General features: G+C 60.1%; 18 protein-coding genes and 1 tRNA gene. 3 read left to right on the forward strand and 16 right to left on the reverse strand.

Annotated elements, in window-relative coordinates; all coding sequences use genetic code 11:
- Nucleotides 1–73 precede the first annotated feature (73 nt).
- The 7 genes from FFS12_RS16380 to rlmE all read right to left on the reverse strand — a co-directional run bounded on the left by FFS12_RS16380 (nt 74) and on the right by rlmE (nt 6,350).
- A tRNA-Leu gene (locus tag FFS12_RS16380) sits at nt 74–159 on the reverse strand.
- A gap of 11 nt (nt 160–170) precedes the next feature.
- On the reverse strand, nt 171–554 hold the full coding sequence (gene secG, locus FFS12_RS16385; RefSeq protein ID WP_137888452.1) for a preprotein translocase subunit SecG: 384 nt from the start codon (nt 552–554) through the stop codon (nt 171–173).
- A gap of 4 nt (nt 555–558) precedes the next feature.
- On the reverse strand, nt 559–1,314 hold the full coding sequence (gene tpiA / locus FFS12_RS16390) for a triose-phosphate isomerase (RefSeq protein WP_137820294.1): 756 nt from the start codon (nt 1,312–1,314) through the stop codon (nt 559–561).
- Between the two features lie 65 nt (nt 1,315–1,379).
- The gene (gene glmM / locus FFS12_RS16395) at nt 1,380–2,717 is read right to left on the reverse strand and encodes a phosphoglucosamine mutase (protein WP_137888331.1); all 1,338 of its coding nucleotides are present in this window, start codon (nt 2,715–2,717) and stop codon (nt 1,380–1,382) included.
- A 16-nt stretch (nt 2,718–2,733) separates the two neighbouring features.
- Nucleotides 2,734–3,585: a dihydropteroate synthase gene (gene folP / locus FFS12_RS16400; RefSeq protein WP_137888333.1), complete on the reverse strand. Its 852-nt coding sequence runs from the start codon at nt 3,583–3,585 to the stop codon at nt 2,734–2,736.
- A 2-nt stretch (nt 3,586–3,587) separates the two neighbouring features.
- On the reverse strand, nt 3,588–5,504 hold the full coding sequence (gene ftsH, locus FFS12_RS16405; RefSeq protein ID WP_137888454.1) for an ATP-dependent zinc metalloprotease FtsH: 1,917 nt from the start codon (nt 5,502–5,504) through the stop codon (nt 3,588–3,590).
- A 216-nt stretch (nt 5,505–5,720) separates the two neighbouring features.
- Nucleotides 5,721–6,350: a 23S rRNA (uridine(2552)-2'-O)-methyltransferase RlmE gene (rlmE, locus tag FFS12_RS16410; RefSeq protein WP_137888335.1), complete on the reverse strand. Its 630-nt coding sequence runs from the start codon at nt 6,348–6,350 to the stop codon at nt 5,721–5,723.
- Nucleotides 6,351–6,453: 103 nt separating this feature from the next.
- Here rlmE and yhbY point away from each other — a divergent pair, with 103 nt between their 5' ends.
- Nucleotides 6,454–6,762 (forward strand): ribosome assembly RNA-binding protein YhbY, encoded by a 309-nt coding sequence (yhbY, locus tag FFS12_RS16415; protein ID WP_119956201.1) that lies wholly within the window; start codon nt 6,454–6,456, stop codon nt 6,760–6,762.
- An 18-nt stretch (nt 6,763–6,780) separates the two neighbouring features.
- Here yhbY and FFS12_RS16420 read toward each other — a convergent pair whose 3' ends face one another.
- The 8 genes from FFS12_RS16420 to grpE all read right to left on the reverse strand — a co-directional run bounded on the left by FFS12_RS16420 (nt 6,781) and on the right by grpE (nt 17,154).
- Entirely contained in the window at nt 6,781–7,236 is a 456-nt protein-coding gene (locus FFS12_RS16420; RefSeq protein WP_137888337.1) for a DUF4149 domain-containing protein, read from the reverse strand.
- A complete protein-coding gene (gene greA, locus FFS12_RS16425; RefSeq protein ID WP_137888339.1) occupies nt 7,214–7,690 on the reverse strand; it encodes a transcription elongation factor GreA in 477 nt (158 codons plus the stop codon). Before greA ends, FFS12_RS16420 begins: the two co-directional genes overlap by 23 nt.
- Nucleotides 7,687–10,908, reverse strand: a complete 3,222-nt coding sequence (gene carB / locus FFS12_RS16430) for a carbamoyl-phosphate synthase large subunit (RefSeq protein WP_137888341.1) — start codon at nt 10,906–10,908, stop codon at nt 7,687–7,689. The genes greA and carB overlap by 4 nt, the downstream gene beginning before the upstream one ends.
- Before the next feature lie 173 nt (nt 10,909–11,081).
- Nucleotides 11,082–12,230 carry a glutamine-hydrolyzing carbamoyl-phosphate synthase small subunit gene (carA, locus tag FFS12_RS16435; protein ID WP_137888343.1) on the reverse strand — a complete coding sequence of 383 codons (1,149 nt, stop codon included), beginning with the start codon at nt 12,228–12,230 and terminating at the stop codon, nt 11,082–11,084.
- 194 nt (nt 12,231–12,424) lie between these two features.
- Complete coding sequence (gene dapB, locus FFS12_RS16440; RefSeq protein WP_137888345.1) at nt 12,425–13,225, reverse strand: 4-hydroxy-tetrahydrodipicolinate reductase; 801 nt, start codon at nt 13,223–13,225, stop codon at nt 12,425–12,427.
- Nucleotides 13,226–13,302: 77 nt separating this feature from the next.
- A complete protein-coding gene (gene dnaJ, locus FFS12_RS16445) occupies nt 13,303–14,433 on the reverse strand; it encodes a molecular chaperone DnaJ (protein WP_137888347.1) in 1,131 nt (376 codons plus the stop codon).
- Between the two features lie 122 nt (nt 14,434–14,555).
- Nucleotides 14,556–16,472, reverse strand: a complete 1,917-nt coding sequence (dnaK, locus tag FFS12_RS16450) for a molecular chaperone DnaK (protein WP_137888349.1) — start codon at nt 16,470–16,472, stop codon at nt 14,556–14,558.
- A 112-nt stretch (nt 16,473–16,584) separates the two neighbouring features.
- The gene (gene grpE / locus FFS12_RS16455; RefSeq protein ID WP_137888351.1) at nt 16,585–17,154 is read right to left on the reverse strand and encodes a nucleotide exchange factor GrpE; all 570 of its coding nucleotides are present in this window, start codon (nt 17,152–17,154) and stop codon (nt 16,585–16,587) included.
- A 152-nt stretch (nt 17,155–17,306) separates the two neighbouring features.
- On the opposite strand from grpE, the gene recN reads away from it, so the two are divergent.
- Nucleotides 17,307–18,983, forward strand: a complete 1,677-nt coding sequence (recN, locus tag FFS12_RS16460) for a DNA repair protein RecN (protein WP_137888353.1) — start codon at nt 17,307–17,309, stop codon at nt 18,981–18,983.
- Nucleotides 18,984–19,106: 123 nt separating this feature from the next.
- Here the strand turns inward: recN and fur are convergent, their stop codons facing one another.
- Complete coding sequence (fur, locus tag FFS12_RS16465) at nt 19,107–19,511, reverse strand: ferric iron uptake transcriptional regulator (protein ID WP_137888355.1); 405 nt, start codon at nt 19,509–19,511, stop codon at nt 19,107–19,109.
- A 97-nt stretch (nt 19,512–19,608) separates the two neighbouring features.
- Between fur and FFS12_RS16470 the strand changes: the two genes are divergently transcribed.
- A complete protein-coding gene (locus tag FFS12_RS16470; protein WP_137888358.1) occupies nt 19,609–20,133 on the forward strand; it encodes an outer membrane protein assembly factor BamE in 525 nt (174 codons plus the stop codon).
- The last annotated feature ends 16 nt before the right edge of the window (nt 20,134–20,149 follow it).

Consider the following 20,149-nt stretch of genomic DNA (forward strand, 5'->3'; position numbering starts at 1 on the left):
CCGAACCCAGTCAAGGGTCAATCTAACCCCTACCAACAAGAAAGCCCGCATACAGCGGGCTTTCTTGTTTAATTGGTACCGAGGAGGGGACTCGAACCCCTACAGCCTATGGCCACTACCACCTCAAGGTAGCGTGTCTACCAATTCCACCACCTCGGCAAAACTCTTTTTTACTTCTGCTCTTGAGCTTGAGGTACATCCGCCGCGTTAGCCGCAGGCTTTTGCTCTTCGAGCACCGGCACATCTTCAGTGGCCGGTTTCTCTTGCTTCACTTCCAGAACCGCCGGATCAGGCAAACCAACCTGAGTCAGCGCTTCAGCCTTTTCCTTAGCAAAGAAGCCTAAGCCCAAGCTAGTAATGAAAAAAGCGGCTGCAAGTATAGCAGTAAAGCGACTAAGAAAGGTAGAGGAACCTTGGCTACCAAATACAGTTGCCGAAGCACCAGAACCAAAAGAGGCACCAGCATCCGCCCCCTTACCCTGCTGCAGCAGAACTAGCGCAACAACACCCAGCGCCGCCAACAGATGCAAAACCACAACGACAGTTTCCAGCATTTCTTCAGCTTCCTGCGGCACGACAAATCGCACCAAACTCATCCGCATTCAGAGAGGCCCCACCAATGAGCCCCCCATCGATATCCGGCATGCCGAACAATTCAACCGCATTGGCCGCCTTCACACTGCCGCCATAAAGAATCCTTACACCGCGCGCCACTTCAGCATTTTCTGCTGCCAACTGCGCACGAATAGCCGCATGCACTTCCTGCGCCTGCTGCGGCGACGCCGTCAACCCGGTACCAATCGCCCAGACCGGCTCATAAGCTACGACTGCGTGAGCGAAGGCACCGACGCCCAACTCTTCGATGACACTGCCAAGCTGACGCCCGACCACCTCAAGAGTCTTACCCGCCTCGCGCTGCTCCAGGGTCTCACCGATGCACAGCACCGGGATCAACCCACAAGATTGCGCGGCGGCAAACTTACGGCTCAACAACTCATCACGCTCACCGAGAACCAAGCGCCGCTCCGAGTGACCAACCAATACCAAAGTGCAACCGGCATCGGCCAGCTGACTTGGCGCAACCTCACCCGTCAGCGCCCCCTGCATGGGCTCAACCGCGCAATTCTGCGCACCAACAGCAATCGACTTGCCGTCCAGGCCCGTCATCACCTGATTGATGTACAAACAGGGCGGGAAAACCGCAACCTCGACGCCACTTGGCAAAGCCAAAAGACGAAGGCCTTTGATCAGCTCAGCGACGCTGGCGCGGGTACCGTGCATTTTCCAGTTACCAGCAACCAAGGGGCGACGCATGCTCTACCTCGTCGATCAAAGTGGGCGCAGATGTTACCCAAGAGCTTCTGGGCTGGCAAGCCGAATCAGGCACAGACTTCCGTAACTATTTTAGCCAATTCATCGGCATAGCTACGTACCAGCGCCTCATCATCACCTTCCACCATGACCCTGACCAGCGGTTCGGTGCCGGATTTACGCAACAGTACGCGCCCGCGCGCGCCCATACGCTCGGTAACCCGCGCGCAAGCATCCTGGACAGCAGAGTGTTCGACTGGATTCTGACCACCAGCAAAGCGCACATTGACCAACACCTGCGGACACTTACGCAAATTTTGCCGCGCCTCCGCCAGACTCTGTCCACGACGCTTGAGCGCCAGCAAAACTTGCAAGGCTGCGATAATCGCATCACCAGTCGTGGTGTGCTGGAAGCACACGATGTGCCCCGAATTCTCGCCACCCAACTGCCAATTACGCTCCAGCAACTCGCCAATCACATAGCGATCGCCCACGTTTGCCCGGACAAAGGGAATACCCAGATCGGCCAGGGCCAACTCCAGACCCAAATTACTCATCAGAGTACCGACCACCCCTCCCTGTAACTTGCCACGCTCCTGCAAGTCGCGCGCAATGATAAAGAGCAACTCATCGCCATCCACCACCGCACCCGCGTGATCGACCATCAACACACGATCGGCATCGCCATCGAAGGCAATACCCAAATCCGCCTGCTGCGCCACTACGGCGGCCTGCAAAGCCTGCATATGGGTCGAGCCGCACTCATCGTTGATGTTCAAGCCGTTCGGCTGCGCAGAAAGCACCGACACCTGCGCACCCAACTCACGGAACACACTCGGCGCGACCTTATAGGCCGCACCATGGGCACAATCGACCACCAGCTTGAGGCCGGCAAAATCGGTACTGCTAGGCACGCTGCTTTTGCAGAACTCGATATAACGACCCGCGGCATCGTTGATCCGCGAGACCTTGCCCAACTGCGCCGACTCGACCACGCTCATCGGGGCGTCGAGCAGCTCCTCGATCATTAGCTCCACCTCATCCGGCAACTTGGTGCCCTGACCAGAGAAGAACTTGATGCCGTTGTCATGATGCGGGTTGTGCGAGGCGCTGATGACAATACCGGCCTCAGCATGAAAAGTACGGGTCAGATAAGCGATAGCCGGCGTCGGCATCGGCCCCAGCAGCATCACATCAGCCCCGGCAGCGGATAACCCCGCCTCCAGCGCCGACTCGAACATATAGCCAGAGATTCGCGTGTCCTTACCGATCAATACACGGCAAGCGCCCTGACGGCGAAAAGCCATACCAGCAGCCCAACCCAGCTTGAGCATAAACTCAGGAGTAATCGGAAATTCACCGACGCGACCCCGAATACCATCGGTGCCAAAATATTTTCTACTCATAAACACTCCGCCTTTCTTATTCTGCCGTTTCCACAGCAGTGATCATGCGTACGACATCAACTGTCTCGGCCACATCATGCACTCGCAGGATGCGCGCCCCCTTGGCCACTGCCAAAGCAGCCAAAGCCAAACCACCGTATAAACGCTCGCCCACCTCACGCCCCAGTGCCTGGCCGATCATGCTCTTGCGCGAAACACCGACCAACAGCGGCCGACCCAGCGCATGCAAGACCTCCAGATGCTTGAAGAGGCTCAGGTTATGCTCCAGCGTCTTGGCAAAGCCAAACCCCGGATCGAGGATCACCCGCTCGGCGCCAATTCCGACTGCCGCACAAGCTGCCAGGCGCTCGAGCAGAAAATCGCTGACCTCGCCCAGTAAATTTGCATAGTGCGGGTTTTGCTGCATGTTGCCCGGCTCACCGCGCATATGCATCAAACACACAGGCAGGCCACTAGCGACCAGCGCCTCCAAGGCGCCTTCGCGCCGTAGTGCGCGCACATCATTGATCAGCCCCGCACCAAGCCGAGCGACTTCACGCATGACCGCCGGCGTCGAGGTATCAACCGAGACGATCACATCCAGCTCACGCGCAATCGCCTCAACCACTGGCGCGACCCGCTCAAGCTCCTCGACCGGTGATACCGCACGAGCTCCCGGCCGGGTGGACTCACCACCTACGTCAATCAGAGCCGCGCCCGCGGCAACCATAGTTGCAGCATGCTTGAGCGCCGCATCTACGTGGCTAAAGCGCCCACCGTCGGAAAAGGAATCAGGGGTGACATTGAGGATGCCCATCACTTGAGGGCGACTTAAATCAAGAAACCGGCTGCCACACGGCAGCCGGTCTGGGTATTGCGCTAGAGACATGCCTATAGCTCGGCCGCCGGCCCACCAATGGGCTTCTCGGGGAGCTCAACGTCATCTCGCTTGCTTAGCGACGTATCGGAATCGTCCCCACCATCTTGCCAGTCACGCGGCTCGCGCGGCTCGCGACCATTCATGATGTCATCGATCTGCTCAGCATCGACGGTTTCATACTTCATCAGTGCTTCAGCCATCGCATTCAGCTTGTCGCGATTCTCTTCCAGCAGGCGCTTGGCCGTGCTATAGCACTGATCGATGATGCTGCGAATTTCCTGGTCAATCATCTTGGCAGTTTCGCCAGATATATTGCTGTGCTGGGTACCCATGCTGCGGCCCAGGAACACCTCACCCTCTTCTTCAGCGTACATGAGCGGGCCGAGCTTCTCGGACAGCCCCCACTTGGTCACCATGTTCCGGGCAATCTGGCTGGCACGCATGATGTCGTTCGAAGCCCCCGTGGTGACGCCATCGAAGCCCAACGTCATCTCTTCGGCGATACGCCCACCGTACAGCGAGCAAATCTGACTGATCAGCGCCCGCTTGGACAGACTGTAACGATCCTCCTCCGGAAGAAACATCGTCACGCCCAGAGCACGGCCGCGCGGAATGATCGAAACCTTGTAGACGGGGTCATGCTCCGGCACCAAACGCCCAACAATGGCGTGGCCCGCTTCATGGAACGCGGTGTTGAGCTTCTCTTTTTCGGACATGACCATGGATTTGCGCTCAGCGCCCATCATGATTTTGTCCTTGGCCAGCTCGAACTCTTTCATTTCAACCAGGCGCTTGCCCGCGCGCGCAGCAAACAGCGACGCCTCGTTGACCAGGTTGGCCAAATCAGCGCCCGAGAATCCTGGAGTGCCACGAGCAATCACCGCCGGCTTGACGTCTTCGCCCATCGGCACTTTGCGCATATGGACTTTCAGAATCTGTTCCCGACCACGAATATCCGGTAGACCGACCACGACCTGGCGGTCGAAACGGCCCGGCCGCAACAACGCCGGATCCAGCACATCAGGACGGTTGGTGGCGGCGATCACGATGATGCCGTCATTCATCTCGAAGCCATCCATCTCGACCAGCAACTGGTTGAGAGTCTGCTCACGCTCGTCATGACCGCCGCCCATACCGGCGCCCCGGTGACGACCAACGGCATCAATTTCATCGATGAAGATGATGCAGGGCGCATGCTTCTTGGCCTGCTCGAACATGTCGCGAACCCGCGACGCACCCACACCGACAAACATCTCGACGAAATCGGAACCGGAGATGGTGAAGAACGGCACCTTGGCCTCACCGGCAACTGCCTTGGCCAGCAGGGTCTTACCGGTACCCGGCGAACCGACCATCAGTACGCCGCGCGGGATACGGCCGCCGAGGCGCTGGAACTTACCGGGGTCGCGGAGAAACTCCACTAGCTCGCTGACTTCTTCCTTGGCCTCATCGCAACCGGCGACGTCGGCGAAGGTGGTCTTGACCTGGTCTTCCGAGAGCAGGCGCGCCTTGCTCTTGCCAAAGCTCATCGGCCCGCCTTTACCGCCGGCACCGCCCTGCATCTGGCGCATGAAGAACATGAAGACGGCAATGATCACCAGAATCGGGAAGCTGGCAACCAGCAACTGTGTCCAGATGCTCTGCTGCTCGGGCTTTTTGCCCTCGACGATCACGCTGTTGTTGATCAGGTCGCCGATCAAGCCACGATCCTCGATCATCGGGCGCACAGTGGTGAACGGCTTGCCATCGGTGCCAACGCCACTGATGGTGTAGCCCTCGATGGTTACTCGCTGCACGGCGCCATCCTTGACCTGCTCGATAAATTGCGAGTAGTTCAGCGTCTGTGGCTCGCTCGGGCTGGAGAAGTTGTTCATCACTGTCACCAGGACAGCGGCGATGATCAGCCACAGGATCAGGTTCTTTGCCATATCGTTCAATTAGCTACCCTCTGAAGCAGGCCCGTGCTGGAACGTGCCTCGCATGACGGCTGGTTATTTACCGGCCTAACTTACTACACAACTCCCACCCCTGGCAGGAACCGTCTGTAACCCTTTATGAGGCACTGGCACTACAACGTCAGTCAGCGCAGCAAAGCCAAAACATGTCACAACTCTTTAGTTCGACTGAAACCAAGACCGTTGGTTTCAGTTTAGCCCCCCACGAAAGCCGCGGGCGAGCAGGTATTGCTCACGGGAGCGGTCGCGCGAAGACAGCGGCTTGCGCATCTGCACCTTATCGAAAGCCTCCCGAACACTCTTCAGGTAGACGTCGAAACCCTCGCCCTGAAATATCTTGATCAAAAAATCACCACCTGGGCGCAGCACCCGCGTGGCCAGATCCAGTGCCAACTCGCACAGAAACATCGCCCGCGGCATGTCGACAGCGCTCAAGCCACTCATATTGGGGGCCATATCGGAAATCACAAGGTCTACCGGGTTGCCACCGACCGCCGCAAGGATCTGCGCCAGAACTTGATCGTCGGTAAAGTCACCCTGAATAAAGGTGACATCTGGAATGCTATCCATCTCCAGAATATCCGAGGCGATCAAACGCCCACGATCGCCAATGACCCGGCTGGTGACCTGCGACCAGCCGCCAGGCGCCGCCCCCAGGTCCACCACGGTGATGCCTGGGCGCAGAATGCGATCCTTCTCCTGGATCTCCAACAGCTTGTAACTAGCACGCGAACGATAGCCGTCCTTTTGCGCCATTTTGACGTAGGGGTCGTCGAAGTGCTCTTTCAGCCAACGATGGCTAGTCTTGGAACGGGCCACGGGGCACCTCAAAATTAACGGGGCGTGATTAACTGGGCGGTCCCGGGGTCGCTCGGGTAAACTGGCCGCCGCTTTTTACCAGATCAGACGCAGGGGTCAGATTATGCCGCTCACTCAGGAGCAGAAGAAACAGTACAAATCTATCGGCCACCATCTGAAACCGGTATTGATTGTGGCTGACAATGGTTTGACCGAAGGCGTGCTAGCCGAATTGGAACGCGCACTGAGCGATCACGAACTGATCAAGATCCAGCTCAGAATCACTGAACGCGAAGATCGCCTAGCGGCGATTGCCGAACTGTGCAAAACCGCCAAGAGCGAGCTGGTACAAGTCATTGGCAAAATGGCGCTGATTTATCGCAAGAACCCCAAAGCCAACAAACAGCTGTCCAACGTCAGCCGCCACAGCTAAGGGCTCCCGCTTCAACCGTCAGTGGCGCGCTTGGCGCGCCCTGCCACCCTCTTCGCCCGGCACCGGTTGCAACACCAGCAGCAAACCGCACAGGGCTAGCACTAAATAATTAAACAATAGCCAGCGCACAGCCTCGGGCATCCATTCGTGCACCGCAAAATAACTCGCGGCCATCAGCAAGATGGTCAGCAGCAACTGGCCACGCATATCGCGCCAAAGACTGGGCCAACGCTCGGCCTGCAGCAAGACCAACAACTGCAGAAAGGCGCAGAAAGCCGCCAGACCAACCACCAATGGACCTAGCGTGCCGGCGACCTCCTCGATCAGCAGCGGCGCCAAGCCCATTTTGCCCAACGCGGGGAGCAGGACGAAGTGCAGCAACCACAGGCCACCCACCCAGAAGGTCTGAGCCAATTGCCAACTGATCGCCCCCGCCTTAAGCGGCTGACGCTTAAAGATGACGGACTTCGACAATCTCGTACTCGATCACACCGCTTGGGGTTCTCACCGCCACGACATCACCCTCTTCCTTGGCGATCAAGGCACGAGCGATGGGTGAGCCGACAGAAATCTTGCCCAGCTTGATATCGGCTTCGTCTTCACCGACGATCTGATAGGTCACGCGATCATCGGTTTCGACATTGGCGATCTCGACGGTCGTGCCAAAGATCACTTTACCGCTGCGCGCAATCGCCGTGACGTCGATGACCTGAGCATTCTGCAAGCGGCCTTCGATATCGCGAACACGCGCCTCGACCATCCCTTGCTGCTCACGGGCTGCGTGATACTCGGCATTTTCCTTCAAGTCACCCAACTCACGCGCGGTGCCAATATCCTGGCTGAGTTTCGGGCGGACCACCTTGGTCAGGTGAGTGAGCTCTTCTTCCAGGGCGCGAGCACCCTGGACGGTCATTGGGTATTTAGTCATGCCTTCAATCCTGCGTGGAGATCCTGCAAGCGACGTACGGTCTTCTCGGGACCGAACTTCAGCGCTTCGCAGATAGCTTCGCCAGCAGCAATGGTCGTGGTGCAGTAGATCTTGTGCTGCAGGGCATTGCGACGAATGGAGTAGGAGTCGGCGATCGACTGACGGCCTTCTGTAGTGTTGATGATCAGCGTGACTTCGTCATTCTTGATCATGTCGACCACGTGCGGACGCCCCTCAGTCACCTTGTTGACGCGACGGACTTTCAGCCCGGCCGCTTCGATCAGCTTGGCAGTACCAGCGGTCGCGACCACTTCAAAGCCCAGGCTGATCAGGTCGCGGGCAACACCGGCAACCAGTGGCTTGTCGTCGTCACGCACGCTGATGAACGCGGTACCGCCGGTCGGCAGCACTTCGCTGGCGCCCATCTGGGCCTTGGCGAACGCTTCACCGAAGGTGTCGCCGACGCCCATCACTTCACCGGTGGACTTCATCTCTGGCCCGAGGATCGGGTCAACGCCAGGGAATTTGGCGAAGGGGAACACCGCCTCTTTCACGCTGTAGAAGTTCGGAATGATTTCCTTGGTGAAGCCGATTTCCTTCAGGGTTTTACCGGCCATGACGCGAGCCGCGATCATGGCCAGGGAAACACCGATGCACTTCGACACGAACGGCACGGTACGCGAGGCGCGCGGGTTGACTTCGATGACGTAGATGTCTTCGCCCTGCAGCGCCAACTGCACGTTCATCAGGCCGACCACGCCCAGCTCGAGGGCCATTTTCTTGACCTGCTCGCGCATCTCGTCCTGGATATGCGCCGGCAGCGAGTAGGGCGGCAGCGAGCACGCGGAGTCACCGGAGTGCACGCCAGCCTGTTCGATGTGCTGCATGATCGCACCGATCACCACGTCAGTGCCGTCGCAGACCGCGTCGACATCCATTTCGATGGCGCAGTTGAGGAAGTGGTCCAGCAGCACCGGACTGTCGTTGGACACTTGCACCGCTTCGCGCAGGTAACGCTTGAGTTCTTCTTCTTCGTAGACGATTTCCATCGCCCGGCCGCCCAACACGTAGGACGGACGCACCACCAGCGGGTAACCGATCTTGCTCGCGGCACGAATCGCTTCGTCTTCGCTGCGCACGGTGGCGTTTGGCGGCTGACGCAGGTTCAGGCGCTCGACCATCTGCTGGAAGCGCTCGCGGTCTTCGGCACGGTCGATAGCGTCAGGGCTGGTGCCGATGATCGGCACGCCGGCTTCTTCAAGGGCACGTGCCAGTTTCAACGGGGTCTGGCCGCCGTACTGGACGATCACGCCTTTCGGCTTCTCGACGCGGACGATTTCCAGCACGTCTTCCAGGGTCACTGGTTCGAAGTACAGGCGATCGGAGGTGTCGTAGTCGGTGGACACGGTTTCCGGGTTGCAGTTGACCATGATGGTCTCGTACCCGTCTTCGCGCAGCGCCAGTGCCGCGTGAACGCAGCAGTAGTCGAACTCGATACCCTGGCCGATGCGGTTCGGGCCGCCGCCAAGAATCATGATCTTGTCGCGGCTCGACGGATTGGCTTCGCACTCTTCCTCGTAGGTCGAGTACATGTAGGCGGTATCCGTGGCGAACTCGGCCGCGCAGGTGTCGACGCGCTTGTAGACCGGGTAGACCTCGAGCTTGTGACGGTGGCGACGCAGGCTCTTCTCGGTGACGCCGAGCAGCTTGGCCAGACGCGCATCGGAGAAGCCTTTGCGCTTGAGACGGAACATCACGTCACGGTCGATGGTGGCCAGACCGAGAGTCTTGATCCGCTCTTCTTCCTTGATCAGGTCTTCGATCTGTACCAGGAACCATGGGTCGATCATGTTCATGCCGAAGATGTCTTCGACGCTCATGCCGGCACGGAAGGCGTCCGCCACGTACCAGATGCGTTCGGCACCCGGCACGGTCAGTTCGCGCTTGAGCACGCTCAGGCTTTCCGGGTTGCTCAGGTCGAGTTTCGGGTCCAGACCGCTGACTCCCACTTCCAGACCGCGCAGGGCTTTCTGCAGAGACTCCTGGAAGGTCCGGCCGATGGCCATGACTTCACCGACCGACTTCATCTGGGTGGTCAGGCGGGCGTCGGCCTTGGGGAATTTTTCGAAGGCGAAGCGTGGCAGTTTGGTGACCACGTAATCGATCGAAGGTTCGAAGGACGCTGGGGTCTTGCCGCCAGTGATTTCGTTCTGCAGTTCGTCGAGGGTGTAGCCGATCGCCAGTTTGGCCGCGACGCGGGCAATCGGGAAACCGGTGGCTTTCGAGGCCAGCGCCGAGGAACGCGACACCCGCGGGTTCATCTCGATCACCACCATGCGCCCGGTTTCCGGGCAGATGCCGAACTGCACGTTGGAGCCGCCGGTTTCCACGCCAATCTCACGCAGCACCGCCAGCGAGGCGTTGCGCATGATCTGGTATTCCTTGTCGGTCAGCGTTTGCGCTGGCGCAACCGTGATCGAGTCGCCGGTGTGCACGCCCATCGGGTCGAAGTTCTCGATGGAGCAGACGATGATGCAGTTATCCTTCTTGTCGCGGACCACCTCCATCTCGTATTCCTTCCAGCCGATCAGCGATTCGTCGATCAGCAGCTCTTTGGTCGGCGACAAGTCCAGACCGCGGGCGCAAATTTCCTCGAACTCTTCACGGTTGTAAGCGATACCGCCACCGGTGCCGCCCATGGTGAAAGACGGACGGATGATGCACGGGAAACCCAGTTTATCGAGCACCGTATAGGCTTCATCCATGCTGTGGGCGATACCGGAACGCGGGCAGGCCAGACCGATGTCTTTCATCGCCTTGTCGAAACGCGAGCGGTCTTCGGCCTTGTCGATGGTGTCGGCGTTGGCACCGATCATCTCGACGCCGAATTTCTCCAGAATCCCGTGGTGCTCCAGATCCAGTGCGCAGTTCAGCGCGGTCTGACCACCCATGGTCGGCAGCAGTGCGTCCGGGCGCTCTTTCTCGATGATCTTGGCCACGGTCTGCCATTTGATCGGCTCGATGTAGGTCGCGTCGGCCATCGCCGGGTCGGTCATGATGGTCGCGGGGTTGGAGTTCACCAGAATGACCCGGTACCCCTCCTCGCGCAGTGCCTTGCAGGCCTGGGCGCCGGAGTAGTCGAACTCGCAGGCCTGGCCGATGACGATGGGGCCGGCGCCGAGGATCAGGATACTTTTAATGTCTGTACGTTTTGGCATTTTCTACTCTCGAATCCGTTGGTCAGTCGGCAAGTCGTCTTCAAAACTACTGCGCGGCGCCTGTGCTGCGTTGCGCGCTGCTCACTTCCTCACCGTACTGCTTGTACTGTCTCGTCGTTGCGCTCCGGGCGCCTTGCCCAGGCGCCGCTCGCTACGTTTTCCAGGCGACTTGATTAACGCCGCGCGGCCATGGCTTCGATAAAGCGGTCGAACAGTGGCGCGACATCCATCGGGCCCGGGCTGGCTTCCGGGTGCCCCTGGAAGCTGAAGGCCACCTTGTCGGTACGCTCGATGCCCTGCAGGGTGCCATCGAACAACGACTTATGGGTTGCGCGCAGATTGGCCGGCAGGGTTGCTTCGTCTACCGCAAAACCGTGGTTTTGACTGGTAATCATCACCACACCGCTGTCCAGATCCTGGACCGGGTGGTTAGCGCCGTGGTGGCCGAGTTCCATCTTCACGGTCTTGGCACCGGAGGCCAGGGCCAGCAGCTGATGACCGAGGCAGATGCCGAACAGCGGAGTCTCGGTTTCGAGGATGTCGCGAATTGCGCTGATGGCGTAATCGCACGGCTCCGGGTCACCCGGGCCATTGGACAGGAACACGCCATCCGGTTTCAACGCCAGCACTTCGCTGGCCGGAGTCTGTGCCGGCACCACGGTCAGGCGGCAACCGCGCTCGACCAGCATGCGCAGGATGTTCAGCTTGACGCCGTAGTCGTAGGCGACCACGTGGTACGGCAGCTCGCTGGCGGCGATTTCCGGGTGACTGTCGCTTTTCAGGTTCCAGACACTCGAGCGCCACTCATAACGCTCGCTAGCGCTCACGACCTTCGCCAGATCCATCCCCTTCAGCCCTGGGAAGCCGCGGGCTGCAGCCAATGCCTGCTCGTCGGAGATATTGTCGCCAGCCAGGATGCAGCCGTTCTGCGCACCTTTCTCACGCAGGATGCGGGTCAGGCGACGGGTGTCGATACCGGCGATGGCCACCACGTTGTTGGCCTTCAGGTAATCCGGCAGCGACAGGGTGCTACGCCAGTTGCTGGCCACCAGGGGCAGATCGCGAATCACCAGGCCGGCGGACCAGACGCGATTGGATTCGGCGTCTTCCGGCGTAGTGCCGGTGTTGCCGATATGCGGATAAGTCAGGGTAACGATTTGCTGGGCATAGGAAGGATCGGTAAGGATTTCCTGATAGCCGGTCATGGCGGTGTTGAACACCACCTCTCCAACGGTTTGACCGTCGACTCCAATGGCTTCGCCGCGAAAAATGCTGCCATCAGCAAGGGCCAAAATGGCTGGTTTAAGGGCTGGCTTAGTCAAGAAAACCTCCGTTCAATCAAGCCTGACAGGGCGTACGCAGGTTGTAAAAAAGCGGGATGACGCTTGGACACGTCACCCCGCTTTTTTCGAATCACTTTTTCAAGTTCCCGCGCGCTTTTAGTGGACACACTAAAGCTGTAGCTTACAGAAAAAGGCCTTTTTGGTCTACCCGCCATTACAACCCTTTAGCTGTCTCAGCGCAGACTCAGCACATCCTGCATGTCGTACAGCCCCGGCTGCTGCCCTTCCAGCCACAACGCAGCACGCACCGCCCCCCTGGCGAAGGTCATGCGACTGGAGGCCTTGTGGGTGATTTCCACGCGCTCGCCATCCGCCGCGAACAGCACGGTATGGTCGCCGACCACATCCCCCGCACGCACTGTGGCGAAGCCGATGGTCTGCCGTTCACGCGCACCGGTCTGGCCCTCACGACCGTAGACCGCGACCTTCTGCAGATCGCGCCCCAGGGCATTGGCCACCACTTCGCCCATGCGCAGCGCCGTGCCGGACGGCGCATCGACCTTGTGCCGGTGATGCGCCTCGATGATTTCGATATCGACCTCATCGCCCAGCACGCGAGCGGCGGTATCCAGCAGCTTCAAGCAGAGATTGACGCCCACGCTGAAGTTGGCGGCGAAGACGATGGGAATCTCCTTGCCCGCCTCCGCCAACAATTGTTTCTCTTCGGCGCTGAAACCCGTGGTGCCGATGATCATGGCCTTGCCCGCCTGCCGGCACAGCGCCAGGTTCTGCAAGGTCACGGACGGGTGGGTGAAATCGATCAGCACATCGAAGCGGTCCAGCACCGCGGCCAGATCACCCGACAGCGGCACGCCCAGCTTGCCGAGCGCCGCCAGCTCACCAGCATCCGCCCCGATCAGGCTGCTGTCCGGGCGATCGACCGCCGCCGTCAAGCAGGCACCGGCCTGCTGTATCGCTTCGATCAGGGTCTTGCCCATGCGCCCAGCGGCACCCACTACGGCTATACGTCGCATAAATCCAGCTCCCAGCTACCAGCCCAAAGCTGCAAGGTACAGGCAGCGCTCGCCGCCTGACGCCTGCAACTGGTTACTTACACATCCCCGAAGAAGCGCTTCACGCCCTCGAACCAGCCACTGGCCTTGGGCGAGTGGGAGGTATCGCCCAGCAGCGACTTGCGGAACTCTTCGAGCAGCTCACGCTGGCGCTTATCCAGATGCACCGGCGTCTCCACCGCGACCCGGCACATCAGGTCGCCAGCACCGCCGCCACGCACAGGGGCGACGCCCTTGCCGCGCAGACGGAACAGTTTGCCGGTTTGCGTGCCTTCCGGAATCTTCAGTTTGACCCGACCATCCAGGGTCGGCACTTCCAACTCCCCCCCCAGCGCCGCATCGGCGAAGCTGATCGGCACTTCGCAGTACAGGTGCTTGCCGTCACGCTGGAAGATCGCATGCTCGCGCACATTGACCACGACGTATAGGTCGCCCGCCGGGCCACCCATGGCGCCCGCCTCGCCCTCACCGGACAGACGAATGCGGTCGCCGGTGTCGACGCCTGGCGGCACCTTGACCGACAAGGTCTTGTGCTCTTCCACCCGACCATGACCGTGACAGGCGCCACAGGGGTCGGCAATCATCTTGCCGCTGCCATGGCAACGCGGACAAGCCTGCTGCACCGAGAAGAAGCCCTGCTGCATGCGCACCTGACCGATGCCGCCACAGGTGGTGCAGGTCACCGGGCTGGTGCCCTTCTTCGCACCGGAACCCTCGCAGATTTTGCAATTGACCAGCGTCGGCACTCGAATGGTTACGGTGGTGCCACGCACTGCCTCTTCCAGATTCAGCTCCAGGGTGTAGCGCAGGTCGCTGCCGCGCTGCGCACCGCCGCGCGAACCGCCACGGGCACCGCCGAAGAAGTCACTGAACACATCACCGAAGATATCGGAGAAGTTCGCCCCGCCAAACCCAGCACCGCCAGCGCCGCCGCCCATGCTCGGATCGACCCCGGCATGCCCGTACTGGTCGAAGGCCGCACGCTTGTTCGCATCGGACAGCACTTCGTAGGCCTCGTTGGCTTCCTTGAACCGCTCTTCCGAGGCTTTATCGTCAGGGTTGCGATCCGGGTGGTGCTTCATTGCCAGCCGGCGATAAGCCTTCTTCAGCTCCGCCTCGCTAGCGCCGCGCTCGACACCCAGCACTTCGTAATAGTCACGCTTAGCCATAATTCTTTAGCACTCTTAAATCACCTTCTCCAGACACGCCAACGCGGGAGCAAGCTCCCGCGCGACGGACAACACCTGCCCACGCTTTAGCTGGGCAGGTTGGAGCGCAAGCAAGCGGACGCTTACTTGTTTTCCTTGACCTCTTCGAACTCGGCATCGACCACATCGTCAGCACCGCCTTTCGCTTCGTCATGCCCATGCGCCGCTTCACCAGGCTGCGGCTGTTCGGCGTACATTTTTTGCGCCAGCGGCGTAGTCGCTTCGGACAGGGCGTTGATCTTGGCTTCGATAGCCGCCTTGTCGTCGCCCTTCACGGCCACTTCGAGTTCGCCCAAGGCCTTTTCGATCGCCGCTTTCTCGTCCGCAGTGGCTTTGTCGCCCGCTTCGGTGAGCATTTTGCGGGTTGCGTGCACCAGTGCGTCACCCTGGTTACGCGCCATCGCCAGCTCTTCGAACTTGCGGTCTTCCTCGGCATTCACCTCGGCGTCACGCACCATTTGCTGGATCTCTTCCTCGGACAGGCCCGAGTTGGCCTTGATCACGATGGACTGCTGCTTGCCGGTGGCCTTGTCCTTCGCGCCCACATGCAGGATGCCGTTGGCATCGATATCGAAGGTCACTTCGATCTGCGGTACACCGCGCGGCGCCGGCGGAATCTCGGCCAGGTCGAACTTGCCCAGCGACTTGTTCTGCGCGGCTTGCTTACGCTCGCCCTGCAACACGTGAATGGTCACGGCGCCCTGGTTGTCGTCGGCGGTCGAGAACACCTGCGACTTCTTGGTCGGAATGGTGGTGTTTTTCTCGATCAGCGCGGTCATCACGCCACCCATGGTTTCGATACCCAGGGTCAGCGGGCTGACGTCGAGCAGCAGCACGTCCTTCACGTCGCCAGCCAACACCGCCCCCTGAATCGCCGCGCCCACGGCCACGGCTTCGTCCGGGTTGACGTCCTTACGCGGCTCCTTGCAGAAGAAGTCGGTCACCAGCTTCTGCACCAGCGGCATGCGAGTCTGACCGCCGACCAGGATCACGTCATGGATCGCGCCCACATCGATACCGGCATCTTTCATCGCGATACGGCACGGCTCGATGGTGCGCTGCACCAGGTCTTCCACCAGGGATTCCAGCTTGGCGCGGGAGATCTTCACGTTCAGGTGCTTCGGCCCGGTCTGGTCGGCGGTGATATAGGGCAGGTTAACGTCGGTCTGCTGGCTGGAGGACAGCTCGATCTTGGCCTTCTCGGCGGCCTCTTTCAGGCGCTGCATGGCCAGCGGGTCGCCCTTGAGGTTCATGCCGCTTTCTTTCTTGAACTCGTCGACCAGGTAGTCGATCAGGCGGATGTCGAAATCCTCACCACCGAGGAAGGTGTCACCATTGGTCGCCAACACTTCGAACTGGTGCTCGCCATCGACTTCGGCGATCTCGATCACCGAGATGTCGAAGGTGCCACCACCCAGGTCATAAACGATCACGGTGTGGTCGCCCTTGGCCTTGTCCATACCGTAGGCCAATGCAGCCGCAGTCGGCTCGTTGATGATGCGCTTGACGTCCAGACCGGCGATGCGGCCGGCGTCTTTAGTGGCCTGGCGCTGACTGTCGTTGAAGTACGCCGGCACGGTGATCACCGCCTCGGTGACAGGCTCGCCGAGGTAGTCTTCGGCGGTCTTCTTCATCTTCTTCAGCACTTCCGCGGAAATCTGCGGCGGAGCCATTTTCTGGCCCTTCACTTCCACCCAGGCATCGCTGTTATCGGCCTTGACGATTTTGTACGGAACCATCTGGATGTCTTTCTGGACGACGTTCTCTTCGAAGCGACGACCGATCAGACGCTTCACCGCGTACAGGGTATTGTGCGGGTTGGTCACCGCCTGACGCTTGGCCGACTGACCGACGAGGATTTCACCGTCGTTGCTGTAAGCGATGATCGACGGCGTGGTGCGCGCACCCTCGGCGTTCTCGATGACCTTGACGGTACCGTTTTCCAGAATCGCGACGCAGGAGTTGGTGGTCCCCAGGTCGATACCGATAATTCTGCCCATCTTCACTCTCCCGAAATTGTGCCTTGAACCTTGAATGCGCCGCGCCCTGGTTTCACCGGTCGCGGCAGCTCTGAATCGCCTGCCTTAATAGATGGGGGCCTGATGCCGAATTTCAAGCCTGCTCATCCATCGAAGGTGGCGTCTCGGCCGGGGGCTTGCTGACCACGACCATGGCCGGACGCAGCAGGCGACCGCTGAGCAGATAACCCTTCTGGAACACCTTGAGCACGCTATTGGGCTCAAGACTGGTGCTTTCCTGCACGGCCATGGCCTGATGGTGTTCGGCATTGAACGGCGCGCCATGCGGGTCGATGACTTCCAACTGATAACGCTTCAGGGTGTCCTGGAACAGCTTGAGCGTCAGCTCCATGCCTTCACGCACCGGCTTGATCGCCTCGTCATCCGGATTGGACAGCTCAAGACCGCGCTCGAGGCTGTCGACGACCGGCAACAGATCATTGGCAAATCTTTCCAGGGCGAACTTGTGGGCTTTTTCCACATCCTGATCGGCGCGACGGCGCACGTTCTGTAAGTCAGCCGCAACCCGCAGAGCCTGATCCTGAGCGGCCGCCAGCTGCTCTTCCAGCGCTTGCACGCGGGCAGCCAGATCTTCGCTCGATACAGCCTCAGCAGCGGGTTCCGCGCCAGGATTCTGGGAATTCAGGGTCTGTTCGTCAGCCATGCGTCTCTCCTCTCAAAAACGACCGCGAGCCTCACTCACGTTTCTGCCGCTTATATGGGGTCACAATCTGCCGATTCAAGAGCGGCGGAGGATTGTCAGGCACAAAACAAACACTGTATAAATAACCATGTCTTACGCCTGAGGGCTCCGCCATGCTGGTACACCTATCCGTGCACAACTACGCCATCGTCGAACATCTCGACCTCGAGCTGAATGGCGGGATGAGCGTCATTACCGGTGAAACCGGCGCCGGCAAGTCGATCATGCTCGACGCCCTCGGCCTGTGCCTCGGTGATCGCGCCGACAGCGGTGTGGTGCGGCCCGGCGCCGACAAGGCGGATATCCTCGCCAGCTTCGATCTTGCCGAGATTCCGGAAGCCCGCGCCTGGCTGGCCGAGCGCGACCTGGAGAGCGACGGGCCGTGCATCCTCCGCCGGGTGATCACCGCCGAAGGTCGCTCGCGCGGCTACATCAACGGCTCACCCTGCCCGCAAGGCGACCTGAAAGCCCTCGGCGAACTGCTGATCGACATCCACAACCAGCACGAACACCAGTCGCTGCTCAAACCCGAGACTCACCGCCGCCTGCTCGATGAGTACGCCGGCAGCCAGGAACTGGCGCGCCAGGTGCAACTCGCCGCGCAGCGCTGGCGGCAAACCCGACAAGAGCTGGAACGCCTGTCCAGCGCCGGCGATGAGCAGCGCGCGCGCCATCAATTGCTCAGCTATCAACTGGAAGAGCTCGACAACCTGGCACTCGGCGAAACCGAACTGACGCAACTGGAACAGGATCACAAGGCCCTGGCCAATGCCGAAAGCCTGCTGAGCGCCTGTCGCCTGGTACTGGAACAATGCAGTGAAAACGACGCCGGCAACGTCTTGTCCGCGCTAACCAGCAGCCTGCAGCGGCTCGGCGCGTTCAACAGTCCACAGGGCGCCCTTGGCGAAGCCGTCAACCTGCTGGCCAGCGCGCAGATCCAGGTGGAAGAAGCAGTCGGCGAACTGAACCGCTTTCTCGATCACTTCGACGCCGATCCCGCGCGCCAGCAACTGCTCGAAGAGCGCCTCGACACTATCTACACCCTGGCGCGCAAGCACCGGATACCACCGAGCGAACTGTCCGCCCTGCAACAGCAGCTATTTGAAGAGCTGGAAAACCTCAACGCCGACGACCAGGCCGCCGAGCGCCTGAGCGAAGAACTTTGCGCCTACGCTCGCCATTACCAAGAAAAGGCCTGCGAGCTCAGCACGCTCCGGCATAGCGCGGCGGGGCAACTGGCTAGCGCCGTCGAAATCGAGATGCAGCGCCTGGGCATGCCGGGCGGACGCTTCAACATCGAACTGCACGGTGCCAACGCCACCGATCCGCACCCGCAAGGCCTGGAGCAAGTGGAGTTTCTGGTCAGCGCCAACCCCGGCCAGCCGCTCAAGGCCCTGGCGAAAGTCGCTTCCGGCGGCGAACTATCACGCATCAGCCTGGCCATCCAGGTGATCACTGCGCAAACCTCGCGAGTCCCCACGCTGATCTTCGATGAAGTCGACGTCGGCATTGGCGGCCCTACTGCCGAAGTGGTGGGCCAACTGCTGCGCCGCCTCGGTTCACGCGGCCAGGTGCTGACCGTGACCCACCTGCCGCAGGTCGCCGCGCAAGGGCACCAGCATCTGTTCGTGCACAAAGCCCGCGGCAGCGACGCCACCCGCACCGCAGTGGCGAATCTGGACGGCCCAGGACGGATTGAAGAAATCGCCCGCATGCTCGGCGGCGTCGACTTGACCGAGGAATCCCTGGCGCACGCCCGGCAGATGGTCAGCACCGCCGCCAATGCGTAGGGCGGTCTCGGAGCGCAGCGACAGCCCGCCGTAACCAACGGCGTACTGCTCGCGAGTACGCCCTACGATAAAAGCAAAAAGGCGACCCTCGGGTCGCCTTTTCATTACCAGCATCGGTAAGCCTTACTTCTTCTTACGCACGTAGAGCACCAGATTGTGATCCACCAACTCGAAACCATGCTCACGCACTATCTCTTTTTGGCGCTTCTCGATCTCGGTATCGAAGAACTCGATCACTTCACCGGAATCGACACAGACCATATGATCGTGGTGACCGCCATCGGCCAACTCAAACACCGCATGACCGCCATCGAAGTTGTGCCGCACCACCAGACCGGCGGCCTCGAATTGAGTCAGTACACGGTACACCGTGGCCAACCCCACATCTTCGCCGGCCTCCATCAGCGCCTTGTACACATCTTCCGCACTCATGTGGCGCTGCTCGGCAGAGTCGAGCATCTGCAGAATTTTGACCCGCGGCAGGGTCACTTTAAGGCCAGCTTTTCGTAGTTCGCTATTTTCAACCATGGTCAGCTTTCTCGCGGTTGCTGCTTCGCAGCTCCCTTCAATGCAGGTATGATCGGACGTCAAGTTGCCCAGCCAAGATAGTGGAAGTCACCCACCGATGCAAAACACCAAGCTCTTGCTGACTAGCCTCACCTTTGTGGGACTGTTCGCACTCGCCGGCTGTTCATTCCCCGGGGTTTATAAAATCGACATTCAACAGGGCAATGTCGTGACGCAGGACATGATAGACCAGTTACGCCCTGGAATGACCCGTCGTCAAGTGCGTTTTATCATGGGTAACCCACTGATTACCGATACCTTCCACGCCGACCGCTGGGACTATCTGTACAGCATCCAGCCAGGCGGCACGCAGCGCCTGCAGGAACGCGTCAGCATCCTGTTCGATGGCAAGGATCAATTGGTCGGCCTCGCGGGCGACTTCATGCCCGGCGTCAGCCGTGACGAAGCGATCCTCGGCCAGGATGGCAGCAGCCCAGCAGCCGCGCCCAAGCCCAGCGAACAAGCAAAAGCTGAAGAGCCGCCCAAGCCCGGCTCACTGCTGGAAAAGATCCAGCGCGAAGTGGACAACGTCGAGACCGTCCCGGTCCCGACTCCCGCACCACTGGAAACCTCGCCGCAATAACCGCTGCGCCGAGACG

The organism is Pseudomonas sp. 2FE, assembly GCF_005503735.1.
Taxonomy (GTDB): domain Bacteria; phylum Pseudomonadota; class Gammaproteobacteria; order Pseudomonadales; family Pseudomonadaceae; genus Aquipseudomonas.